This is a genomic window from Amycolatopsis sp. MEPSY49 (genome assembly GCF_051337345.1).
Lineage (GTDB): Bacteria > Actinomycetota > Actinomycetes > Mycobacteriales > Pseudonocardiaceae > Amycolatopsis.
The window spans coordinates 693,547-714,981 of record NZ_JBDLYJ010000001.1 but is presented as its reverse complement, the minus strand read 5'-3'; the positions used below and the strand labels follow the sequence as shown (position 1 = coordinate 714,981).

The following is a 21,435-nucleotide window of genomic DNA, read 5'->3' as shown; positions in this document are numbered from 1 at the left end:
CCTCTTACTGCTGCTGGTCATCGAGTCCGCCGTCGAGTGGCAGCTCGCCACCGACGGACGGGTCCACCGGGGCCGCACCGGGCTCGTGGTCGGTCACGCCGACCAGCGCCGCCCGCAGTACGCGGTCCCCGAAGCGGTAGCCGCGGCGCATGACCACGGTGACCGTCGGGCCCGCCACGTCCGGCGAGGTGTTGTGCTGCACGGCCTCGTGCACGCTCGGGTCGAAGGCCTCGCCCTCGGCGCCGAACGACTCGAGCCCCGCTCGCTGCAGGCCGCTGATCAGCTTGTCGCCGACGGCCTTGAACGCGCCGGTGAGGTCACCGTGCTGCTCGGCCCGCTCGAGGTCGTCGAGCAGCGGCAGCAGGTCGTTTACCACGGTCGCCTTCGCGCCGAGGACGACCGCCTCACGGTCGCGCTCGACCCGCTTGCGGTAGTTGGCGTACTCCGCCTGCAGCCGCTGGAGGTCGGCGGTGCGCTCGGCCAGCTCCTTCTCCACGTCGGAGACGACCGACACCGACTCGTCCACAATGGACTCACCCAGCGAGGGACCCGCGTGCTCCACGGGCGCCTCGTCGGGGTCCGGCGCGGCGTGGGCCGGACCGGGCGGGCGAACCTGCCCGGTCTGGGGGTCCACCCGACGACGGTCCCGCACGACCACCGGCTCCTCGGGGCCTCGGCCCTGGTTCTCGGATTCGTCGTAGCTGTGGGTCACTTCTTCTCGTCCTCTTCGACGATCTCGGCGTCCACCACGTCATCGGCCTTGGCCTGACCGCCGGCCGCACCGGCGTCGCCACCGGCCGCACCCGAAGCGCCGGCCGCACCGGCCGCCGCGTCGGCGTTCGCGTTGGCGTACAGAGCGGTGCCCAGCTCCTGCGAAGCGGCGTTCAGCTTCTCGATCGACTCGCGGATCTTGGTCGAGTCGGTGCCCTTGAGCGCCTCGTTCGACTCGTCGATCGCGGCCTTGACCTTGCCCTTGAGCTCCTCGGGCAGCTTGTCGTCGTTGTCCTTCAGGAACTTCTCGGTCTGGTAGACCAGCGTCTCGGCCTGGTTGCGCGTCTCGGCCTCTTCGCGCCGGGCCTTGTCCTCCTCGGCGTGCGCCTCGGCGTCCTTGACCATGCGCTCGATGTCGTCCTTCGGCAGCGCGGAGCCACCGGTGATCGTCATCGACTGCTCCTTGTTCGTGCCCAGGTCCTTCGCGGTCACGTGCACGATGCCGTTGGCGTCGATGTCGAAGGTGACCTCGATCTGCGGCACGCCACGCGGGGCCGGCGGGAGACCGGTCAGCTCGAACATGCCGAGCTTCTTGTTGTGCGCGGCGATCTCGCGCTCACCCTGGAACACCTGGATCTGCACCGACGGCTGGTTGTCGTCCGCGGTGGAGAAGATCTCCGAGCGCTTGGTCGGGATCGTGGTGTTGCGCTCGATGAGCTTGGTGAACACGCCGCCCTTGGTCTCGATGCCCAGCGACAGCGGGGTCACGTCCAGCAGCAGGACGTCCTTGACCTCGCCCTTCAGGACACCGGCCTGCAGCGCGGCGCCGACGGCGACGACCTCGTCCGGGTTCACGCCCTTGTTCGGCTCGCGGCCGCCGGTCAGCTCCTTGACCAGCTCGGCGACGGCCGGCATGCGGGTGGAACCACCGACGAGCACGACGTGGTCGATGTCGCCGACGGAGATGCCCGCGTCCCGGATGACATTGTTGAACGGCGCCTTGGTGCGGTCGAGCAGGTCCGACGTGATCTTCTGGAACTCGGCGCGCGAAAGCTGCTCGTCGAGGAACAGCGGGTTCTTGTCCGCGTCCACGGTGATGTACGGCAGGTTGATGCCGGCCGAGTTCGAGCTGGACAGCTCGATCTTCGCCTTCTCCGCCGCCTCGCGGATGCGCTGCAGCGCCATCTTGTCCTTGGTCAGGTCGATGCCGTTCGTGGCCTTGAACTTGTCGACCAGCCACTTGACGATGCGCTCGTCCCAGTCGTCACCACCGAGGTGGTTGTCACCGGAGGTCGCGCGGACCTCGACGACGCCCTCGCCGATCTCCAGCAGCGAGACGTCGAACGTGCCACCACCGAGGTCGAAGACCAGGATGGTCTGCTCCTTCTCGCCCTTGTCCAGGCCGTACGCCAGCGCGGCGGCGGTCGGCTCGTTGACGATGCGGAGCACGTTCAGGCCGGCGATCTGCCCGGCCTCCTTGGTGGCCTGCCGCTGCGCGTCCTCGAAGTACGCCGGGACGGTGATCACCGCGTCGGTGATGGTCTCGCCCAGGTACGCCTCGGCGTCACGCTTGAGCTTCATCAGCACCCGGGCGCTGATCTCCTGCGACGTGTAGTTCTTGCCGTCGATCTCGGTCTTCCAGTCGGTGCCGATGTGCCGCTTCACGGACCGGATCGTCCGGTCGACGTTCGTCACGGCCTGGTTCTTCGCCGGCTGACCGGTCAGCACTTCGCCGTTCTTGGCGAAGGCGACGATCGAAGGGGTGGTCCGGGAGCCTTCCGAGTTGGCGATGACCGTCGGCTCGCCGCCCTCAAGGACGGCGACGACCGAGTTGGTCGTGCCGAGGTCGATGCCGACCGCTCGCGCCATGGTGCTTTCCTCCTGTGTAAGCCTGCTATGTTCGTGACCTGCACGTTCGCCCCCACCTTGAGCGGGGCTCTGGCAAGTTCTATCCGGCCTTCACGCACCTCGTCAAGCTGGACTTGAGTCGACTGCGCTCAACCTTCGTACCCAGCCTAACGAGGCGGTCCGGGTTCTTGTTCCCGGGTTCACCGGCAGAGTTGGCGGGAACCGGGTGTGAGCCCGCTCACCAGGTAGTTCACCTCGGCTTCCCGGGCGCACGCGGAGTTGAACAGCCCCGTGTGACCGTCGTCCGTACGGGTGAGCAGGGCCGCGCCGTCGATGCTCGCCGCCAGGCCGCGGGCCCAGGACAGCGGCGTCGCCGGGTCGTGGGCGCCGCCCACCACCAGGATCGGCGGGGCACCGTGGACCGGATGCGGCTGGGGTGGGTTCTGCGCCGGGACCGGCCAGCCCGTGTAGCCGCTGGTGAAGTCCCAGAACTCGGAGTACCGCCAGCTGTGCGGCGCCACCGCGCGGAGCAGCCCGGCCATCGCGCCCAGGTCCGCCGGCCCGGTGAACGGCGACGGGAAGTCGTGGCAGCCGATCGCCCGGTACGCCCCGTAGATCGGCGACGAGAACTGGTTCCGCTCGGTCAGCCCGCGCGCGTCCGGGAACTCGCCGCCGGCCGCGGCCAGCGCCGTGCCCAGCGCCGGCCACTCGCCGCGGATATAGAGGTGGTTGTAGACGCCCGCCGAGACCTCGTCGGCCGTCGCGGAGCGACCCAGGTCGCTCGCCCACACCGCGCCGTGCGCCGCCCGGGCCACGACGTCGTCGTAGAAGCGGAGGACGTCCTGGCCGCGCAGGGCGCACTCGGCCGAGCCACGGCACCAGTCCGCGAACCGGACCAGCGCGTCCTCGGTCGCCGCGGCCTCCTCGAGGATCGCCCGACGCAGTGGCCGGGCGTGGTCGACGGCGCCGTCGAGCACCATCGCGCGCACCCGATCAGGGTGCTTCGACGCGTAGACCGCGCCCAGCTCGGTGCCGTACGACAGGCCCAGCCACGAGATCTTGGCCTCGCCGAGCGCCGCGCGGATCGTCTCGATGTCCTCGGCCGCGCTCTGCGTGTCCGCGTTCGCCAGCAACGGCCCGGTCCGGGCCAGGCAGTCCGCGCCCGCCGCGCGGTTGTGCGCGACCAGCGCGTCGAAGCCCTGGCGGGACGCGGGGAACCGGTCCAGTGCCGGGTCGAACAGCGTCCCGGGATCGCACGTGATGCGCGGCGTGCTGAACCAGTCGCCGCGCGGGTCGAAGCCCACGACGTCGAACCGCTGCCGCAGCCGCGCGAGGTCCGACGAGGCCAGCCCGCCGAACTGCACGAACCCGACGCCGGAGCCGCCCGGCCCGCCCGGGTTCACCAGCAGCGAGCCGATCCGGCGGGCTGGATCGGCCGCCGGCAACCGCGCCAGCGCCAGCCGCGCCGACCCCAGTTCCGGTCGCGAGCGGTCGATCGGCACGTCGACCGCCGCGCACTCCGCTGTCGGTTCCTGCGGTGTCGCGCACGGCCGCCAAGTCAGCGAAGACGCTGAAGCAACAGCCGGTACGACCCCCATGACCACGACCGCCGCGATGACCGCGACGACCCGGCGCACGTCCATGACTCGGTTCCTCCCCCTGCGCGCCGCCCTTCGGCGCACCCCATTCCTAACAGCGACCCCCGACAGTTCAGGAGCGGCGGCCGGTCCAGGAAGAAAGGAAGAAATCGGGATTTCCTTGCCGCACAACGACTTCTGCCGGGGTGCCGACCCAGGAAGTCACTCGATAGTGGGAATCCGCGGCGACCGGCACCCCCTGCGCCGGCGCCGCGGTCTCCTCCCCGCGCGTGAACCCCACTACGCCGAACATCGCGACAGCCCCCAGCAACGCGGCCGCCAGCACGCGCCGTTCGATCTTGCCCATGGTGAAAGTTCCCCCGTAGTAAGGAAGTCAGGCCGCGCGGACCATGACACTGCCGCTTTCGGTCGTGAGGTCAAGCGTGTTGGGCGCGGAGCCGTCGGTCGGGACGTCGATGCTGCGGTGCCCGCTGTCGCTGTCGCCGACGACCCGGTACGGCCCGCCCGGCACCTCGACGTCGACGCTGCCGCTGTCGGCCTTGATCTTGACGTTGTTCGCCTGCGCCAACGTGAAGTCGACGCTCCCGCTCGACGCCGTCACGTCGACCGGCCCGCGTACCCCGGTGCCCTTGATGCTGCCCGAGTCGGCGTGCACCTGGACCTCGCCGACGTCCGACAGGTCGATCCCGCCGCTCTCCAGCCGCAGTTTCACCAGGCCCGGCACGTCTTCGACGCGCGCGTGCCCGGAGTCCGACTGGACGTCCACGCTCGCCACCCCGGCGACGTCCAGGCCGCCCGAGTCCAGCCGCCCGGACACCGGCACCCCGGCGGGGACGACGACCTCGAAGTCGACCGAGCAGTTGTTCCCGCAGTCGGTGAGCACGAGCTGGTCGCCGTCGACGCGGTAGAACGTGTCACCGGGCTTGCTGCGCCAGTGGTAATTGACTTTTTCGCGCACCGTCGACGGTCCCGTGCCGGTGCGGATCTTCACCGACCCGGAGTCGCCTTCCAGCTTCACGCTGCGGATGGTCTCCGAAAGGGTCCTGCTGTTCTCGAAGTCCGATCCCCAGCCCCAGCCGAACGCGGTCGCCAGGCCGACGCCGATCAGGACGATGCCACCCAGAGCCAGAAGCGGGCGCGCCATGGTCGTTCCCCTCAGTTGTTTCCTCTGCGTGAGAAACGTTATGGCCGGGTGAGGGGCGCGCACATGGGGGTAACCCCCCGAAAGAACCCTGAGATCCGTCCCTGACACGCGGGGGCGGGCCGAGGGGCCTAACCTGGCGCCAGGCTCAGTTCCGTGATCAGGAGGATCCATGCCGCAAGCACCCGGCCCGTACGAATCCCTGCCCGACGTGCCGTCCTTCACCCTCCGCAGCAACGACGTCGCCGACGGCGAAACTCTCGCCACGCCCCACCTTTCCGGCATCTTCGGTGCCGGCGGCGAGGACCGTTCGCCGCAGCTGGCCTGGGAAGGCTTCCCGGCGGAGACGAAGAGCTTCGCGGTGACGTGCTACGACCCGGACGCCCCGACCGGCAGCGGCTTCTGGCACTGGGCCGTGTTCAACATCCCGGCATCGGTGACGGAGCTGGCCTCCGGCGCCGGCGACGGCTCGGGCCTGCCGGAAGGCGCGGTGACGCTCAAGGGCGACGGCGGCGTCAAGCAGTTCCTCGGCGCGGCACCCCCGCCCGGGCACGGCCCGCACCGCTACTACTTCGCGGTGCACGCGCTGGACGTCGACAAGCTGGACGTCCCGGAGGACGCGACCCCGGCGTTCCTGGGCTTCAACATGTTCGGGCACACGCTCGCCCGCGCGGTGATCACGCCGGTGTACGAGAACAAGGGCTGATTTTCGGACGGGCCCGGCGCTGTTGCGGATCGGCAACGGAGCCGGGCCCGTTTTTGTCGGTGGTCGATGACACACTGCGGTCATGTCACCACCGATAGCGACACCCCGGTCGAGAGCGCTGGGGTTCGGATTGCGGAAAGCACGCATGGCGCGCGCACGCGGCCTACGCGAACTGGCGCGGGCCACTGACGTGTACCCGGCGGAACTGTCCAATTGGGAACTCGGGCTGAGGGTGCCCAAGGTCGAGGAGGTCGCGCTCCTGCTCGGGCAGCTGCGGGTGGGGGCTGAGGAGCGACAGCGGTTGCTCGACCTGGCTGAGCACGCGCGGGATCCGAACTGGCTGGAGTCGACGATGCCGGGCGCACCGGCCGATGTGTCGGCTTATGTCGAGTACGAGCGCACGGCGAGCGCGATGCTCAGCTGGGAGCCGACCCTGGTGCCCGGCCTGCTGCAGACCCGCGAGTACGTGCGCCGGATCGTGACCGAGCCCGGCCGCGGCCCGGACGAGATCGACCGGCGGACCGAGATCCGCCTCGCGCGGCAGAAGCGCCTCCGCGGCCGCGATCCGCTGCACTACACGGTGCTCATCGGGGAAACCGCGATCCGGCAGGGGCTCGGCGGGCCGGCGGTGATGGCCGAGCAGCTGCGGCGGCTGCTCTTCGAGGCGGACCGCCCGAACATCGGTCTGCGGATCGTGCCCGCGACCGAGTTCGGTCACCCGGGCCTGCACGGATCCTTCACCGTTCTGGAGTTCATCGGCCTGCCGCCGATCGTTTTCCTGGAGCAGTACCGGGCCAGCGCCTACCTCTACGATGACGATCAGATCGCGGTTTACCGGGCTGCCGCGAAGACTTTGGCCTCCCTCGCGCTGAGCGAGCCCGACTCCGCGCAGCTCCTCCGGGAGGTGATCGGCGAACTGGAGGCCTGACATGCGGTGGCGGAAGTCCAGTCACAGCGGCGCGAACGAGAACTGCATGGAGGTTGCGCTCGCTCAGGTGGTGCGGATCCGCGACACCAAGGACCGCCCGGGCGGAACGCTCGAAATCTCCACCCGATCGTGGGACGCCTTCCTACGCCTCAGCGCAGCGACTCCGCGTTGACGCCCTCGCGCTCCAGGTAGCGGCCCTTGGTGTGCTCACCGAAGCCGAACTGCCGGTACAGCCCGTGCGCGTCGGCGGTGTGCAGCATCCAGCGGAACCCGGCACCGGGCCCGTTGTCGATCATCTCGCGCACGATCTCCTTGCCGAGCCCGCTGCCGCGCGCGGAGTCGACGACGAACACGTCGGCCAGGTACGCCGAAGACACCCCGTCGGAGAAGGCACGGGCGAACCCGACCATCGAGCCACCGCGGTAGGCGCCGACGACTCGCCACGACCCGTCGATGGCGGCCTCGACCTGCGCACGCGTCCGCCACCGGCCCCAGTAGGCCTCGGTGGAGAGGAACTTCCACACCACCTCGAGGTCCAGCCGCGCGCGATCGTCGTCCAGTTCGTACTCACCGAAGGTCCGCATGATCCGAAGCTAACGACCTCGTCAACGTGGTTTCAGCAGGTAGTCCACCACCGGACGCAGCTCTTCCGCGGACGGCGGCTCGTCGTCGATCAGGCCCTGGATCAGCAGCCCGTCGATGCCCGCGAGGAACACCCGGAAGGCCACTTCGTCGTCGTGGCGGACCATCGACGTCAGGACGTCCAGCCAGCGACGCGCGGCCGGCCGCAGCTCCGGCTTCCGCGCGGCCAGGAGGTACAGCTCGTACTCGGCCATCGTCCGCCCGCGCCGCGGCCCCAGCGCCTCCGCGAGCAGGCCCGCGACCTCCTCGGCGCCGCGCGAACCGCGTGACCGGGCCCGGTCGATCATCCAGTAGACCTCGGTCGCCATGTCGCGGGCGCACGAGATGAGCGTCGCCACGAGCAAGTCGTCGAGGGACGAGAAGTGGTACGTCGTGGACGTCGTCGGCACGCCGGCCTCGGCCGCGACCGTCCGGTGGGTGACGCCCGCGACGCCGTCGCGCTCGATCACCCGCAGCGTCGCCTCGATGATCTCCGCGCGCCGCTTGTCACCGCGGGCCTTGCGGCCGTCGACCTGCAGTTTCACGTCGATGCACTCCCGATTTCGATCAGCACGACACCGCCGATGACCAGGGCCAGCCCGGCGATCATCGCCGCGTTGACCGGCTCCTTCAAGAACACCACCCCGACGATCGCCACCAGCGCGACGCCGGCCGCGGCCCAGATCGCGTACACGACCCCGACCGCCAGCCCCATCTTCAGAACCCGCGCGAGCACGATGAACGCGACGGCGTACCCGAGCACGACGATGATCGACGGCCCGAGCTTGGAGAAGCCCTCGGAGAGCTTCAACGAGACCGTCGCGGAGACCTCGGCGGCGATCGCCAACGCGAGGAGAAGGTACGCACCCATAGGGTGAAAAGTACCTGAACGATCGTCCCAAAACAAAGAGCGACGTACACCACATCGGTGGGACTTAGGACCACTCAACGGGTTACTCATCAGTAAGGACGGTTAGTCTCCCGGCACCACCACAGTTTTTCCCGGACGAAAGGCACCCGAACGATGGGCGCTCTGCAACTGACGCTCGGCGGGATCTCCGTCGTGCTCGGCCTCGTCGCGTGGGGCATGTTCGCCGCGACGATCGCCCGTTTCGTGCGGGTGATCCGCCTCGGGCAGCCCGATTCGACGCGCAACGGGCCGTTCATGCCGCGCATGAAGACGCTGATCAAGGAGTTCGCCGCGCACACGCGGATGAACCGCAAGCGCAGCGTCGGCCCGGCCCACTGGCTCGTCATGTGGGGCTTCCTGCTCGGCTCGCTCGCCCTGTTCGAGGCCTACGGCGAGGTCTTCGTCCCGGCGTGGGGCTGGCCGATCCTCGACGACTTCCCGCCGTTCCAGCTGCTCATGGAGCTGCTCGGGCTCGGCACGATCGTCGGCATCCTGGTGCTGATGGCGATCCGCCAGCGCAACCACCCGCGCCGCGCCGACCGCCAGTCGCGCTTCGCCGGCTCGAACTTCAAGTGGGCGTACTTCATCGAGGCCGTCGTCCTGATCGAGGGCATCGGCATCATCGGCGTCCGCGCCGCGAAGTCCGCGCTGAACACGCACGAAGGGCCGCTGTGGGCGTCCTTCGTCTCGAACCCGATCGGCCAGCTGCTGCCGGCCAGCCCGAACCTGGTCACGGTCTTCGCGTTCGTCAAGCTGATGAGCGCCACGGTCTGGCTGATCGTCGTCGCCCGCACGATGACCATGGGCATCGCCTGGCACCGCTTCAGCGCGTTCTTCAACATCTACTTCAAGCGCGAGGCCGACGGCGGCGTCGCCCTGGGCGCGCTCAAGCCGATGATGAGCGGCGGCAAGGTCCTCGACCTCGAGGAAGCCGACCCGGACGAGGACACCTTCGGCGTCGGCAAGATCGAGGACTTCAGCTGGAAGGGCTGGCTGGACTTCTCGACGTGCACCGAGTGCGGCCGCTGCCAGGAGCAGTGCCCCGCGTGGAACACGGGCAAGCCGCTGTCGCCGAAGCTGGTCATCACGCAGCTGCGTGACCACGCCTACGCGAAGGCGCCGTACCTTATGGCCGGCGGCAAGCGGGACATGGCCGGCGACGAGATCGGCCTGTCCGGCGACAACATGTACGCGGGCATCGACGTCCTCGCGATCGCCGAGTCGCAGAAGGCCCTGATCGGCGACGACGGCGGCGTCATCGACCCGGACGTCCTCTGGTCCTGCACCAGCTGCGGCGCCTGCGTCGAGCAGTGCCCGGTCGACATCGAGCACGTCGACCACATCGTGGACATGCGCCGCTACCAGGTGATGATCGAGTCGTCGTTCCCCAGCGAGCTGAACGGCATGTTCAAGAACCTGGAGAACAAGGGCAACCCGTGGGGCCAGAACGCCAAGGACCGGCTGGCCTGGACCGAGGACCTCGACTTCGAGGTGCCGGTGTTCGACGGCGACCTCGGTGACACCGAGTACCTCTTCTGGGTCGGCTGCGCCGGCGCGTTCGAGGACCGCGCGAAGAAGACGACGCGCGCCGTCGCGGAGCTGCTGCACATGGCGGGCGTCAAGTACACCGTGCTCGGCTCGGAGGAGTCCTGCACCGGTGACCCGGCCCGCCGCGCGGGCAACGAGTTCCTGTTCCAGATGCTGGCGCAGCAGAACGTCGAGATCCTGAACTCGGTGTTCGAGGGACGTGAGCGCAAGGCGCGCAAGGTCGTCGTGACCTGCGCGCACTGCTTCAACACCCTCGCCAACGAGTACCCGGAGCTGGGCGGCCAGTTCGACGTCGTGCACCACACGCAGCTGCTGAACCGGCTGGTTCGCGAGAAGCAGCTGGTGCCGGTGGCGCCGGTCGCCGAGGACGTCACCTACCACGACCCGTGCTACCTCGGCCGTCACAACAAGGTGTACGAGGCGCCGCGCGAGCTCGTCGGCGCGACCGGCGCGCAGCTGCGCGAGATGCCGCGGCACGGCGACAAGTCGATGTGCTGCGGTGCCGGCGGCGCGCGGATGTGGATGGAAGAGAAGATCGGCAAGCGGATCAACGTCGAGCGCGTCGACGAGGCGCTCGGGACCGCGCCGTCGAAGATCGCGACCGGCTGCCCGTTCTGCAAGGTGATGCTGAACGACGGCCTCACGGCCCGCCAGGCCGACGGCAGCGCGAGCGAGAAGATCGAGATCGTCGACGTCGCGCAGATGCTGCTGGAAGCCGTCAAGCGCAAGCCGGAGCCGAAGCCGATCGCCCTCGGAGCGCCGTCGCTCGCGGAGGAGTGACAAACGTCGCAGAAACGCACGGCCCCGGTCAGGACATCCTGACCGGGGCCGTTTCTCATTCCGTGAAACACGGAAATCGATTACACGAATAACGTTCACAATATTCACCGCAATGGCCCATTAGGACAGAAACAAACGTTGGCCAAAAGCCTGTCCACCGGGCGTAGGCTGGGCTTTCCTCGCCGCCACCGCTGCCAGCGAGGCCACTTCGACGATCACGGAATCAGGGGGCAGCGCGGATGGGCGAGGACCTGCGGACCACGGGAACCGGGTTCGGGGAAACCACCGGCCGGCACGCCCTCCGCGAAATCCCGCCCGTCGACGAGTACCGCGTGGAGCCCTCCGGCCGGCTTCCCCTGCAGCGGACGCTCGTCCGGCCGTACGTCCTGACCCGCGGCCGCACGCAGTCGCGGCGGCACCTGGCGATCGAAGCCCTCGTCTCGACCCGGGCCGGCGCGCCCTGGAACGGCGCCCGGCTGACCGGCGAGTTCCGCTCGGTCCGCTCGCTGTGCCTCCACCCGCGCTCGGTCGCCGAGGTCGCGGCCCGGCTCAGCGTGCCGCTCGGCGTCGCCCGGGTGCTGCTCGACGACATGGCCGAGCAGGGCCTGATCACGATCCACGACACGCGCGTGAACACCGAAGGCCGCCCGGCGGTGGCGCTCATGGAACGCGTGCTGCACGGCCTGCGCCGCCTCTGACCATTACGCTCACCAGGGTGGCCGAGGAAAACGGGAACTCCGGTGGCGAAAGCACCCTGACCGTCCTGCTCGCGGGCGGCGTGAACCTGGCGATCGCCATCATGAAGCTGATCGCGGGCGTCATCACCGGTTCCGGCGCGATGCTGTCCGAAGCGGCGCACTCGGTGGCCGACACGTTCACCGAAGTCCTGCTGCTGACGGCGTTGAAACGTTCCGACCGGCCCGCCGACCGCGTGCACCCCTTCGGCTACGGCAAGGAGCGCTACTTCTGGTCGTTGCTGGCCGCGGTGTCGATCTTCGCGTCGGGCTCGATGTTCGCGCTCTACGAAGGCGTCTCGACACTGTTCGGCCACGGCGAGGCGCAGAGCACGTCGATCCTCAGCTACCTCGTGCTGGCGGGCGCCTTCCTGCTCGAAGGCACGTCGTGGGTGCAGGCGGTGCGCCAGACCCGCCGGGACTCCAAGGCCGACAACCGGTCGTTCTGGGCGTACCTGCGGCTGATCGACGACCCGGCGCCGAAGACCGTCCTGTTCGAGGACTCCGCCGCCCTGATCGGCCTGGTGGTGGCGTTCGCCGGCATCGGGCTGCACCAGCTCACCGGCTCGGAGGTGTGGGACGGCGTCGCGTCGATCGTCATCGGCGTGCTGCTCGCCTGCGTCGCCTACCTGCTCGGGCGGACGAACCGGGGCCTGCTCATCGGCCGCCAGGCCAACCCGGAGATCGTCCGCGGCGTCCGCGACCACCTGTCGTCCGCGCCGGAGATCGAGGCCGTCGTGGACCTGCAGACGATGCTGATGGGCACCGACCAGGTCCTCGTCTGCACCCGCGTCGACTTCGACGACTCCCTGAGCGCCGGCGACCTCGAACGCGCGTGCGTCCGGCTCGCGGGCGAGCTGACCGAGTCGTTCAACGACGTCACCGAGGTGTTCATCGAACCCGTGCCGCGGACGGACCCGGAACTGCGCGCGACCGTGCTGGCGCGCTACGGCGACATCGCGGAACGGTGGAGCAACCCCAGGTAGCTCAGTACCCGAAGTCCTGGACCCAGTAGTTGCCCGCCTTGGTGAACCCGACGCCGATCTTGGTGAGCGAGCAGTTCAGAATGTTCGCGCGGTGGCCCTCGGAGTTCATCCACGCGTCCATGACCTGCGCCGCGGACGTCTGCCCCTTCGCGATGTTCTCCGCGCCCGGCTTCGAATAGCCGGCGACCTTGATGCGCTGGTCGAACGTCACACCTTCGGGGTTGGTGTGGGAGAAGAAGTTTCGGGCCGACATGTCGTCGCTGTAGTCCTGCGCGGCCGTCGTGAGGTGCGATTCCTCGGTCAGCGGCTTGCAACCCGCCTGCGCGCGCTCGTCGTTGACCAGGGAGATGACCTGCGCGGTGGTCGACTGCGCCACGCGGGCCGCGGCCTTGGTGGTCGGCGGCGGGGCCGCTTCGGACGTGGTCGGCGGGGCCGTCGTGGTCTCGGTCGGGGCCGGTGCCTCGCTGGACGTCGTCGTCGGCGCGGGCGCTTCGGTCGTGGCCTGCTTCGGAGCCGGGGCCTTGCCGCCCGCGAGGTCGGTGCCGCTGCCGCCGCCGGCGCCGGCCGGCGCGTCGGGCAGGACCAGCGCCGCGGCGCCGAGCTCGGCGGTGTTTCCTTCGGCGGTCGCCATCCAGGTGCCTGCCGCGGCGGAAAAGACGCCGAGCAGCACACTGAGTGACACCATCACCACGCGAGCACGTTCACCAATGGGGGACACGGCGCGAGAACGTATCACGGAACGATTACAGCGAGAACCCTACGAACGCGCTGATCACATTCCCCGGTCCGAGCATTCGACGACCGACACGAATTTCGCGGCAATCGGCCGCTCCGGCGTTACTCCGTTCAGCCGCTTCGCACGACGAAGGTGGCGTCGCCGGACGCTTGGACGGGGCGGCCCGTCGGGTCCTGGCCGGTGACCGTCGCCTTGCTCGTGAAGCCCTGTTTCCCCGCGATCGTCGTGCAGGTGTAGGTGATTTCGGCGTCCACGGCCAGGTTCGCTGCGGTATGCGCGCACGACTTCGTGTGGTCGTCCACGACGGACACGGCGGTGAGCGGGACGTCGCCGGTGTTCTTGACCAGGATCGAGAACGTGACCGTCGCGCCTTCGCGGACTTCGTACGGCGTCGCGTCCTTCATCAACGCGATCTCCGGATGGACGACGTCGACTTTCGCTTCCGCCGTCGATTGCACGGAGCGATTGGCCGGGTCCATTCCGGTTACTTCGACGGTATCCGTGAAGTCGTCGTCCGGCGCTTTTCGGGTGCGGGTGTAGCTCCGCTTTTCCCCGGGCGCCAAAGTGCCGATTTCCTTCCTGTCCGTCTCCTTGTTCGTCGACACGCTGGTCAGCGGGACGTCACCGGTGTTCGTCACGGTGATCGTGAAGGTGACGTCGTCGCCCGCGCGGACCGTGCCGGGCTTCGCGTCCTCGGTGATCTTCACGGCCGGGTGGATGACGTCGAGTTCGTCGCTGTCCTCGGCGGTGACGGGTGGGCCGATCGGGGCGGCGGCCGTGGCCTTCGCGGTGCTCACGACGTCGTCCTGCGGTGCGGTCGTGGCGCAGTCGTACTTCTGCGCCTGCTTGGCTTCGAGGCGGTCGAAGGTCTTCGCGCACGGGTCGGCCTTGGCGTCGGTGAGGGGGACGTCGCCGGTGTTCGTGACGGTGATCGTGCGCGGCACGGTGTCGCCTGGGCGGAACGGGCCGCCGTGGATCTCCTGCGTGACGCTCAGCCTGGGGTGGATGACGGTGTAGGCCGCGTCGTCGGTGGCGCTGACCTGGCGGTTCGTCGGATCGGTTCCGTTTGCGGTGGCGGAGCTCACGAAATTGTCGGTGCCGGCGTTTACCGTGCAGGAGTGGTGCTGGAGAGCGCCGGGAGGGAGGGTGCCGATGGTCTGAGCGCACGCCGGAGTGCGACTGTCCGCAATGGACACCCCGGTCAGGGGAACGTCGCCGGTGTTCGTGACGACGAGGGTGAACGTGACGGTGTCGCCTTGCCGGACCTGTGCGGGCGTCGCGTCGTTCGTGATGGTGATCGCCGGGTGGATGACATGGACCGGTTGCCCGGCGGTGGCGGTCACGGGACGGTTCGTGGCGTCGGTACCGGTGACCTTCGCGGTGGCGGTGAAGTCGGCTTCGCCGGCGGTTTGCGTGCAGCTGTAGTTCTGCGTGGCTCGCGGTTCGAGTGAACCCAGGGATTTGGCGCATGCCGGTGCGCCCGGGTCGGCCACGGAGACGTCGTGCAGCACGCTGTCGCCGGTGTTGGTGACGGTGATCGCCGAGGTGACGGTGTCGCCGGGGCGCACGGTCTTCGGATCGGTGGACCGGGTGATCGCGACGGCCGGGTGGATCACGTCGATCGCGGCGGTGCCTTCCGCCGTGACCGGCGGGCCGACCGGTGCGGTGGCGGTGACCTGGATCTTGGCGGTGACGTCGTCGGCCGGGGCCGTCAGCGTGCAGCCGAAGGTCTTGGTGGCGCCGGGCTCGAGGGCGCCGTCGAGGACCTGGGCGCACCCGGTGGCTCGGGCCTGCGGTCCGGTGGCTCGCGTGTCTCGCTGGACGACTGGCGTCGACGAGTCCGTGACTCGCAGGCCGGTCAGGGGCACGTCGCCCGCGTTGCGCACCGTGATGCGCAGCGGCACCGCGTCGCCTTCGCGGAACGGCCCGCTCGCCGGCTGCACGGTGATCGCCACGGCCGGGTGCTGCACCACGAACGCGGCTTCCGCGCTCGCCGTCACCGGACGGGCGGTCGGGTCGAGACCCGTCACCGTCGGCTTGTTCGTGAGGCCGGTGGCGCCCGCGCGCGTCGTGCACGTGTACGTCTGCTTGCCCTGCGGCGGCAGCGTCCCGAGCGGCTTCGCGCACCCCGTGACCTGGTCGTCCGTGACCACCACGCCGGTCAGCGGCACGTCGCCGGTGTTCGTCGCGGTGATCGTCCACGTCACCGGGTCGCCTTCGCGGACGGCGGCGGGTGAAGCCTGCGCGGCGAGCGTCACTGCCGGGTGGATCACGTCGATCACGGCGTCGTCGGTGACCTTCACCGTGCGGCCGAGCTGGTCCTTCCCCGACGCGGCCGCCGTGTTGGTGAAGTCGTCCGGTGGGGCCGGCGCCGTGCAGGTGTACGTCTGCCTGCCCTGCGGCGGCAGCGCGCCGATCGCCTTGGCGCAGGCCGGGGTGCGGTCGTCGGTGACGGCGACGTCGGTCAGCGGCGCGTCGCCGGCGTTGGCGACCGTGATCGTGAACGTGACCGGGTCGCCGGCGCGCACGACGGCCGGTGACGCGTCCTTCGCGAGCGTCAGGGCCGGCGTGATCACCGTGACGGTCGCCGACGCGGTGGCGGCCACCGGCCGCCCCGACAAGTCGGTGCCGGTGGCGGTGACCTGCGACTTCGTCGTCGTGGAAGGGTTGGCCGTGCACGTGTACGTCTGCGTCGCGCCCGGGGCCAGGCCGTCGAACGCGCGCGAACACGACGTCGTCGTGTCGTCGGTGACCCGCACCGGTGCGAGCGGGCTGTCGCCGGTGTTCTTGACCACGACGGTGAACGTCACGGCGTCGCCCGCGTGGATCACCGGCGGGTCCGCGGTCTTGGTGACCTCGACGGCGGGCGCGATCGTCGGCGCGGGTGCGTCCGCGGTGGCCGTGACCTCCTTGCCGAGGTCGTCCTTGCCGAGGTCGTCGGTGGCGGTCGCGGTCGCGGTGTTGACGCCGTCGGCGATCGGGGCCTTGGCCGTGCACGTCGTCGTGCGGCTCTCGCCGGGCGCGAGGGCTCCGGTGAGGGCGCACGCCGGCGCCTTCGGGTCGGTGACCCGCAGGCCGGAAAGCCCGGTGTCGCCGGTGTTCGTGACCTTGATCGTAAAGGTCGCGGTGTCGCCGGCGCGGTAGGCGGGCTGGTCGGCGGTCTTCGTCATGCCCAAAGCCGGGTGCACGACGTCGACGGCCGCGCTGGCCGTGCCGTCGAGCGCGTCGCCGAGAGCGCTCGTGCCGGTCGCCCGCACGGTGTTCGTGAAGTCGTCGGCCGGGGCCGGGCCGGTGCAGTCGTAGGTGACGGTCTGGTGCGGGGCGAGCGTGCCGAGTGCCTTGGCGCACGCGGGAACGGCCTCGTCGGCGGCCTGAACGCCGTTCGCCGGGACGCTGCCCGGGTTGGTCACGGCGACGGCGAACGTCACCGGCTCGCCGGCGTGCGCCTTCGGCCGGGCCGGGCGCACGGCGACGTGGAGTTCGGGCACCGGCACGGAAAACGCCAGGTTCTGCGCGAGGTAGGTGTCGCCGCTGGTGACGAAGCCGAGCTTGGCGCTCGTCGCGCCGGCGGGGATGGTGTCGACGTCGAACGACTTGGCGTCCACGCTGAAGTTGTTCTTCACGCCCGGCGCGGCGGCGTTGTCCGCGTTGGAGATGAAGAAGTTCGACGTCCCGCCGCTCGCGGGCTCGGCGGCCGGGGTGCCGTCGACCAGGAACTGGTCGCCGGAACCACCCCAGTCGCCGTCGTAGGCGGTGACGCCGATGTGCGCGTCGGCGGCCGCCGCGCGGAAGCCGGTGATCGTCGTTTCGGTGGGGGCGTCGGCGGTCTGGCGGACGTGCCCGTCGTGGACGACGACCTTGCGCTTGTTCGGCGCGAAGTCCGGATTGCGCTGCGGGTACGCGTAGACCAGGGCGAGCGACCAGCCGCCGGCGCAGTCGAAACCCTTGGGGGCCCAGACGTTGCCGACGGTCACGTCGAGCGGGCTACCGGTCGGTGCGCCCGCGAACCGGCTGGTCACGTCGGCGTGCGCCGAATAGTACGGGCCGTCCTCGGCGAACGCGGAAGGGGCGACGTCGACGGATTTCGCGCTGCCCACCGAAAGCCGGACGTTCTGCGTGGCGGGGTTTCCGGGAGGCGGAATTGCAGGGACGCCTTCGCGGAAACCGCACGTCGTGCCGGTGGTGTTGCCCGCCCAGTTCAGCCGGGCGAAGACGATCCGGGCGCCGGGCGGGATGCGGACGGACGCACTCGCCGAGTCGAACGTGCCCGGGTCGGCGTCGACGTCCGCCCACTGCATGAAGAAGTCGTCGTTGACCAGGGTGTCCTTGCGGTCCGCGGTGTTCGCGCAGGCCGCGGGCGTGGCGACCGCGCCGGCGGTCGGCGCGTGGTCGGCGGCGACCGGGCAGCGGAGGACGCCGTTGCCCGCGTACAGGAAGTCGCCGTAGACGACGTCGTCGTAGCCCACCGCGAACGGCGGGGCGCCGGCCGCGCCGGCCGACGGCATGAGCGCCGAAACCGAAATGATCATTGCCAGAACGAGAACCAAGCGAAGCGGCCTATCGGGCAACCGCATTCCTCGCTACCTCCGGGGGCCGGGACGACCTTTCGGAGCCTGGCACGAAAGAGGGGTTTACGCGCCGGTTCTCACCCGTCCGTGGCGCCGGTCAGCTTCGCCGTCGACTCGTGGGTGATCTCCGTGGCCGCCTCGACGAAGCCGATCACCGTGCGGAGTTCGTCGTCGGTGTAGCGGTCACACAGCTCGTACATGCGCTTGACCAGGTTGTCCCACAGGTGCACGCCGCTCGCGATGGCCTGCTCGTCCAGCTCGATGAACACGCGGCGGCGATCGTCCGGGTGGGGGCGGCGGGCGACGATGCCCTTGCGCTCCAGCCGGTCGATCATCGCGGTCACCGACGCCGGCGCCAGGCCGGACAGCTTCGCCAGGTCCTTCGGCGTCTGCGGCCCGAACCGGGCGAGGTAGTCCAGGACCTTGGCGTCGACCGCCGACAGCCCCCGCGTCTCGGCGATCGCGGTGTGGAACATGACCGTCTCAGTCGACAGTTCCCGCGACCTGAACAGGACTTCTTCGACCAGCTGCGCTCGCTCGCTTGACACGGCCGCCAGCCTAGCCCACTCTTTAGTTCGACAGAACGAATTAGTTTCTAAGAGATTCGAGGGGACGAACGAGATGACCAAGGCGTTGATCGTCGGGGGCGGCATCGCGGGCACGATCACGGCCATCGCCCTGCACGAAGCCGGGCACGAACCGGTGCTGTTCGAGGCGTACGACCGGGGTGCCGAGGGCGTCGGCGCGTTCCTCACGCTGGCTGTGAACGGCTTGGACGCGCTGCTGCCGCTGGGCCTTAAGGACGTCGTCAAGAGCGCGGGCTTCGACTCCCCGCGCATGTCGATCGGCCTCGGCAACGGCACCCGGCTGGCGGAATTCCCCCTGGGCGGCACGCTGCCGGACGGCACGGTGAGCCAGACCGTGCTGCGCTCCAACCTCTACGTCGCCCTGCGCGACGAGGCCGCCCGGCGCGGGATCCACGCCGAGTACGGCAACCGCCTGATCGGCGCGAGCCAGACGTCCGGCCAGGTCAGAGCCGACTTCTCGGACGGCTCGCACGAAACCGGCGACCTGCTGATCGGCGCCGACGGGCTCCGGTCGCGCGTCCGCACGATCATCGACCCGGACGCGCCGGCGCCGCGGTACGTGCCGCTGCTCAACACCGGCGGGTTCGCCGAAGGCCTGACCCTGCCGGACGAGCCGGGCGTGCTGAACATGGTCTTCGGCAAACGGGTGTTCTTCTGCCACGTCGTCAGCCCGCGGGACGGCCGCGTCTGGTGGTTCGCGAACCCGCCGCGCAAGTCGGAGCCGACCGCGTCCGAACTGGCGACGCTGGCCGGCGAGAAGCTGCGCGCCGAGCTGCTGCACCTGGTGGCGCGCGACCGGACCCCGGCGACGGAGATCATCCGCGCCACCCGCGAGATCTACCCGGCGTGGCCGACGTTCGACTTCCCCACGGTCCCGGTCTGGCACCGCGGCCGCATGGTGATCATCGGCGACGCGGCGCACGCGACGTCACCGGCGGCCGGCCAGGGCGCGTCGATGGCCATCGAAGACGCCGTCACCCTGGGCAAATGCCTGCGCGACGTGCCCGACATCGAGCAGGCGCTGCGCACGTACGAGGGCCTGCGGCGCGAGCGCGTCGAGGCGGTGGTGGCGGCGGGCAAGCGCAACGGCGACGACAAGGTGCCCGGCCCGGTCGGGCGCGTGGTCCGCGACTTCTTCGTCAAGCGGGTGTTCTCGAAGCCGTTCAAGGAGGACCCGAACGCCTTCATGTGGAACCACCACATCGACTGGGACGAGAAGATCGCCGGTTAGCGCCAGGTGTCGACGCGGTGGAAGTTCTTGTACGCCCGGCTCGGGGTCGGGCCGCGCTGCCCCTGGTAGCGGGACCCGGCCTCGCTCGAGCCGTACGGGAACTCCGCCGAGCTGGAGAGCCGGAAGATGCAGAGCTGGCCGATCTTCATGCCCGGCCAGAGCGTGATCGGCAGGTTGGCGACGTTCGACAGCTCGAGCGTGATGTGCCCGGAGAAACCCGGGTCGATGAAGCCGGCGGTCGAGTGCGTCAGCAGCCCGAGGCGCCCGAGCGACGACTTGCCCTCGAGGCGGCCGGCGAGGTCGTCGGCCAGGGTGACGAGCTCGAACGTCGAGCCGAGGACGAACTCGCCCGGGTGCAGCACGAAGGGCTCGTCGCCCTCCTTCTCGACGAGCGAGGTCAGCTCGTCCTGCTGCAGCTGCGGGTCGATGTGCGTGTACTTGCTGTTGTCGAAGACCCGGAAGAACCGGTCGAGCCGGACGTCGATGCTGGACGGCTGGACCATGCCGGCATCGAAGGGGTCGATGCCGAGCCGGCCGGCGTCGAGCTCTTTGCGGAGGTCACGGTCACTGAGCAGCACGGCCGAAGCCTATCCGGTGGAGTCAGGCGACCCGCATGTGCTGCGCGTAGGAGGTGTCGGGCGCGAAGATCTTCTCGAGCCGCTTGACGTACCCGCGGCGCCCGGCCTCCCCGATCCGCTCCTGCAGCGCGGTGGCGCCGGGGATGAGCCGCCGCACGGTCTCGGCGGCGAAGTTGACCCCGGCGACGGCGACGATCGCGGCCTGCGCGACCGGGTCGTTCGGCAGCCCGAGGAAGTCGGCGTTGGTCTTCCCGAGCACGAGCCGGCTGATCGACGAGTGCACGGCGACGGACACGTGGGAAAGCACCTTCCCGACGGCGCCGCGCCCCTCACCGACGGCGGCGTTGGCGTCGATCAGCGCCTTGGCGAGCCGCTTCGAGTCGTCGTCCGGGATGAACTCGGTGGCGGCGAGCAGCCAGAGCAGGCGCCAGGCGTCCTCTTCGGAAGTGGGGAGCAGCTCGTCGTCGACGCCCATGAGCCAGCCGATGTACCGCCAAAGGTGCAGGATGTCGCCGCGTTCGCGCGCGGAGTAGCGCAGGCCGAGCAGCTGCGTGCCGAAGACGTAGACGAGGGAGAAGAGCAGCAGGGTGCCGGCGGTCTGCACTTGGTTGACGGGCCGGTCCCAGGCGGCGTAGTCCCAGTCGTCCCGCCGGTTCATGGCGGCGCGCACGTGGGCGTGCACGAGCCGGATCCGCAGGGCGGAGGCGTAGCCCTTTCCGCCGTGCTTGAGGGCGCCGGGGGTGGTGACGTCGATCCACCAGGCGGCGGTCTCGACGAGCCGCCGGGTGGCCTGGTATTCGATCTCCCCGGTCCCGACCAGCGATTTCGTGGCCCGGGACGCGAGGTAGCCACCCATCAGCGACATGTCCCCGAGCGGGAAGAGCCCGAGCAACCCGGCCCGGGTGATCGCACGCGCGCCGCGGTCGAGCCGTTCGTCGTCGACCCAGTAGGGCTTGGCGTCGACCTCGTCGAAGAAGTCCTTGAGCGGCCCTTCCGCGGTAGCGCCGTTCCTCAGCGCCTCTTCGAAGAGCCGCCGCCCTTCCCCTTTGGGCTGCTGCGCCATCCAAGCCACGACATCGTCGGCCCGCTGGTCCTGAACCTGCGCGAACTCCCGGATGCGCGCGACCTGCCGCTCGTCACCCCGGATGTCCCCGTCGATGAACAGCCGCTGGGCCAGCCGGAACCCACCTTCGCGGAACAGCTCGGGCTCATCCATGGCGCTCA

At 69.8% G+C, this 21,435-nt stretch carries 20 protein-coding genes; 7 read left to right on the top strand and 13 right to left on the bottom strand.

The window, feature by feature from the left end:
- Window positions 1-4: 4 nt before the first annotated feature.
- The 5 genes from grpE to ABFJ78_RS03515 form a co-directional block, all read right to left on the bottom strand.
- On the bottom strand, window positions 5-712 hold the full coding sequence (grpE, locus tag ABFJ78_RS03535) for a nucleotide exchange factor GrpE (protein ID WP_436384165.1): 708 nt from the start codon (window positions 710-712) through the stop codon (window positions 5-7).
- Window positions 709-2,580: a molecular chaperone DnaK gene (gene dnaK, locus ABFJ78_RS03530; protein WP_436384164.1), complete on the bottom strand. Its 1,872-nt coding sequence runs from the start codon at window positions 2,578-2,580 to the stop codon at window positions 709-711. Before dnaK ends, grpE begins: the two co-directional genes overlap by 4 nt.
- A 179-nt stretch (window positions 2,581-2,759) precedes the next feature.
- Window positions 2,760-4,202, bottom strand: coding sequence for an alpha/beta hydrolase (locus ABFJ78_RS03525; RefSeq protein ID WP_436384162.1), 1,443 nt, complete (start codon window positions 4,200-4,202; stop codon window positions 2,760-2,762).
- A gap of 67 nt (window positions 4,203-4,269) precedes the next feature.
- Window positions 4,270-4,503, bottom strand: a complete 234-nt coding sequence (locus tag ABFJ78_RS03520) for a hypothetical protein (protein ID WP_436384161.1) — start codon at window positions 4,501-4,503, stop codon at window positions 4,270-4,272.
- A gap of 27 nt (window positions 4,504-4,530) precedes the next feature.
- Window positions 4,531-5,301 (bottom strand): DUF4097 family beta strand repeat-containing protein, encoded by a 771-nt coding sequence (locus tag ABFJ78_RS03515; protein ID WP_436384159.1) that lies wholly within the window; start codon window positions 5,299-5,301, stop codon window positions 4,531-4,533.
- Window positions 5,302-5,470: 169 nt separating this feature from the next.
- On the opposite strand from ABFJ78_RS03515, the gene ABFJ78_RS03510 reads away from it, so the two are divergent.
- From ABFJ78_RS03510 to ABFJ78_RS03500, 3 genes are all read left to right on the top strand, one after another.
- Window positions 5,471-6,004: a YbhB/YbcL family Raf kinase inhibitor-like protein gene (locus ABFJ78_RS03510; RefSeq protein WP_364510442.1), complete on the top strand. Its 534-nt coding sequence runs from the start codon at window positions 5,471-5,473 to the stop codon at window positions 6,002-6,004.
- A gap of 145 nt (window positions 6,005-6,149) precedes the next feature.
- A complete protein-coding gene (locus ABFJ78_RS03505) occupies window positions 6,150-6,932 on the top strand; it encodes a DUF5753 domain-containing protein (protein ID WP_436384157.1) in 783 nt (260 codons plus the stop codon).
- 1 nt (window position 6,933) lies between these two features.
- Entirely contained in the window at window positions 6,934-7,104 is a 171-nt protein-coding gene (locus tag ABFJ78_RS03500; RefSeq protein ID WP_436384155.1) for a DUF397 domain-containing protein, read from the top strand.
- On the opposite strand, the gene ABFJ78_RS03495 is transcribed toward ABFJ78_RS03500, so the two are convergent.
- The 3 genes from ABFJ78_RS03495 to ABFJ78_RS03485 are packed head-to-tail and all read right to left on the bottom strand — an operon-like array spanning window position 7,082 to window position 8,424.
- Window positions 7,082-7,516 (bottom strand): GNAT family N-acetyltransferase, encoded by a 435-nt coding sequence (locus ABFJ78_RS03495; RefSeq protein ID WP_436384153.1) that lies wholly within the window; start codon window positions 7,514-7,516, stop codon window positions 7,082-7,084. The two genes, ABFJ78_RS03500 and ABFJ78_RS03495, sit on opposite strands and share 23 nt — an antisense overlap.
- 21 nt (window positions 7,517-7,537) lie before the next feature.
- Entirely contained in the window at window positions 7,538-8,098 is a 561-nt protein-coding gene (locus ABFJ78_RS03490; RefSeq protein WP_364448116.1) for a TetR/AcrR family transcriptional regulator, read from the bottom strand.
- Window positions 8,095-8,424, bottom strand: coding sequence for a DMT family transporter (locus tag ABFJ78_RS03485; RefSeq protein ID WP_410666955.1), 330 nt, complete (start codon window positions 8,422-8,424; stop codon window positions 8,095-8,097). The genes ABFJ78_RS03490 and ABFJ78_RS03485 overlap by 4 nt, the downstream gene beginning before the upstream one ends.
- A 153-nt stretch (window positions 8,425-8,577) precedes the next feature.
- On the opposite strand from ABFJ78_RS03485, the gene ABFJ78_RS03480 reads away from it, so the two are divergent.
- The 3 genes from ABFJ78_RS03480 (at window position 8,578) to ABFJ78_RS03470 (ending at window position 12,511) form a co-directional block, all read left to right on the top strand.
- On the top strand, window positions 8,578-10,791 hold the full coding sequence (locus ABFJ78_RS03480) for a (Fe-S)-binding protein (protein WP_436384151.1): 2,214 nt from the start codon (window positions 8,578-8,580) through the stop codon (window positions 10,789-10,791).
- Window positions 10,792-11,030: 239 nt separating this feature from the next.
- Window positions 11,031-11,489, top strand: a complete 459-nt coding sequence (locus tag ABFJ78_RS03475) for a DUF742 domain-containing protein (protein WP_436384150.1) — start codon at window positions 11,031-11,033, stop codon at window positions 11,487-11,489.
- Window positions 11,490-11,506: 17 nt separating this feature from the next.
- Window positions 11,507-12,511 carry a cation diffusion facilitator family transporter gene (locus tag ABFJ78_RS03470; RefSeq protein ID WP_436384149.1) on the top strand — a complete coding sequence of 335 codons (1,005 nt, stop codon included), beginning with the start codon at window positions 11,507-11,509 and terminating at the stop codon, window positions 12,509-12,511.
- Between the two features lies 1 nt (window position 12,512).
- Here ABFJ78_RS03470 and ABFJ78_RS03465 read toward each other — a convergent pair whose 3' ends face one another.
- The 3 genes from ABFJ78_RS03465 to ABFJ78_RS03455 form a co-directional block, all read right to left on the bottom strand.
- Window positions 12,513-13,202: a CAP domain-containing protein gene (locus tag ABFJ78_RS03465; RefSeq protein ID WP_436384148.1), complete on the bottom strand. Its 690-nt coding sequence runs from the start codon at window positions 13,200-13,202 to the stop codon at window positions 12,513-12,515.
- 155 nt (window positions 13,203-13,357) lie between these two features.
- Window positions 13,358-17,776, bottom strand: a complete 4,419-nt coding sequence (locus tag ABFJ78_RS03460) for a DUF7507 domain-containing protein (protein WP_436384147.1) — start codon at window positions 17,774-17,776, stop codon at window positions 13,358-13,360.
- Between the two features lie 116 nt (window positions 17,777-17,892).
- A complete protein-coding gene (locus ABFJ78_RS03455; protein ID WP_436384145.1) occupies window positions 17,893-18,363 on the bottom strand; it encodes a DNA glycosylase AlkZ-like family protein in 471 nt (156 codons plus the stop codon).
- 73 nt (window positions 18,364-18,436) lie between these two features.
- Between ABFJ78_RS03455 and ABFJ78_RS03450 the strand changes: the two genes are divergently transcribed.
- On the top strand, window positions 18,437-19,633 hold the full coding sequence (locus ABFJ78_RS03450; RefSeq protein WP_436384144.1) for an FAD-dependent oxidoreductase: 1,197 nt from the start codon (window positions 18,437-18,439) through the stop codon (window positions 19,631-19,633).
- Here the strand turns inward: ABFJ78_RS03450 and dcd are convergent.
- The gene (gene dcd / locus ABFJ78_RS03445; RefSeq protein ID WP_086671086.1) at window positions 19,630-20,211 is read right to left on the bottom strand and encodes a dCTP deaminase; all 582 of its coding nucleotides are present in this window, start codon (window positions 20,209-20,211) and stop codon (window positions 19,630-19,632) included. The two genes, ABFJ78_RS03450 and dcd, sit on opposite strands and share 4 nt — an antisense overlap.
- 22 nt (window positions 20,212-20,233) lie before the next feature.
- Window positions 20,234-21,427, bottom strand: a complete 1,194-nt coding sequence (locus tag ABFJ78_RS03440) for an oxygenase MpaB family protein (RefSeq protein WP_436384143.1) — start codon at window positions 21,425-21,427, stop codon at window positions 20,234-20,236.
- Window positions 21,428-21,435: the final 8 nt, after the last annotated feature.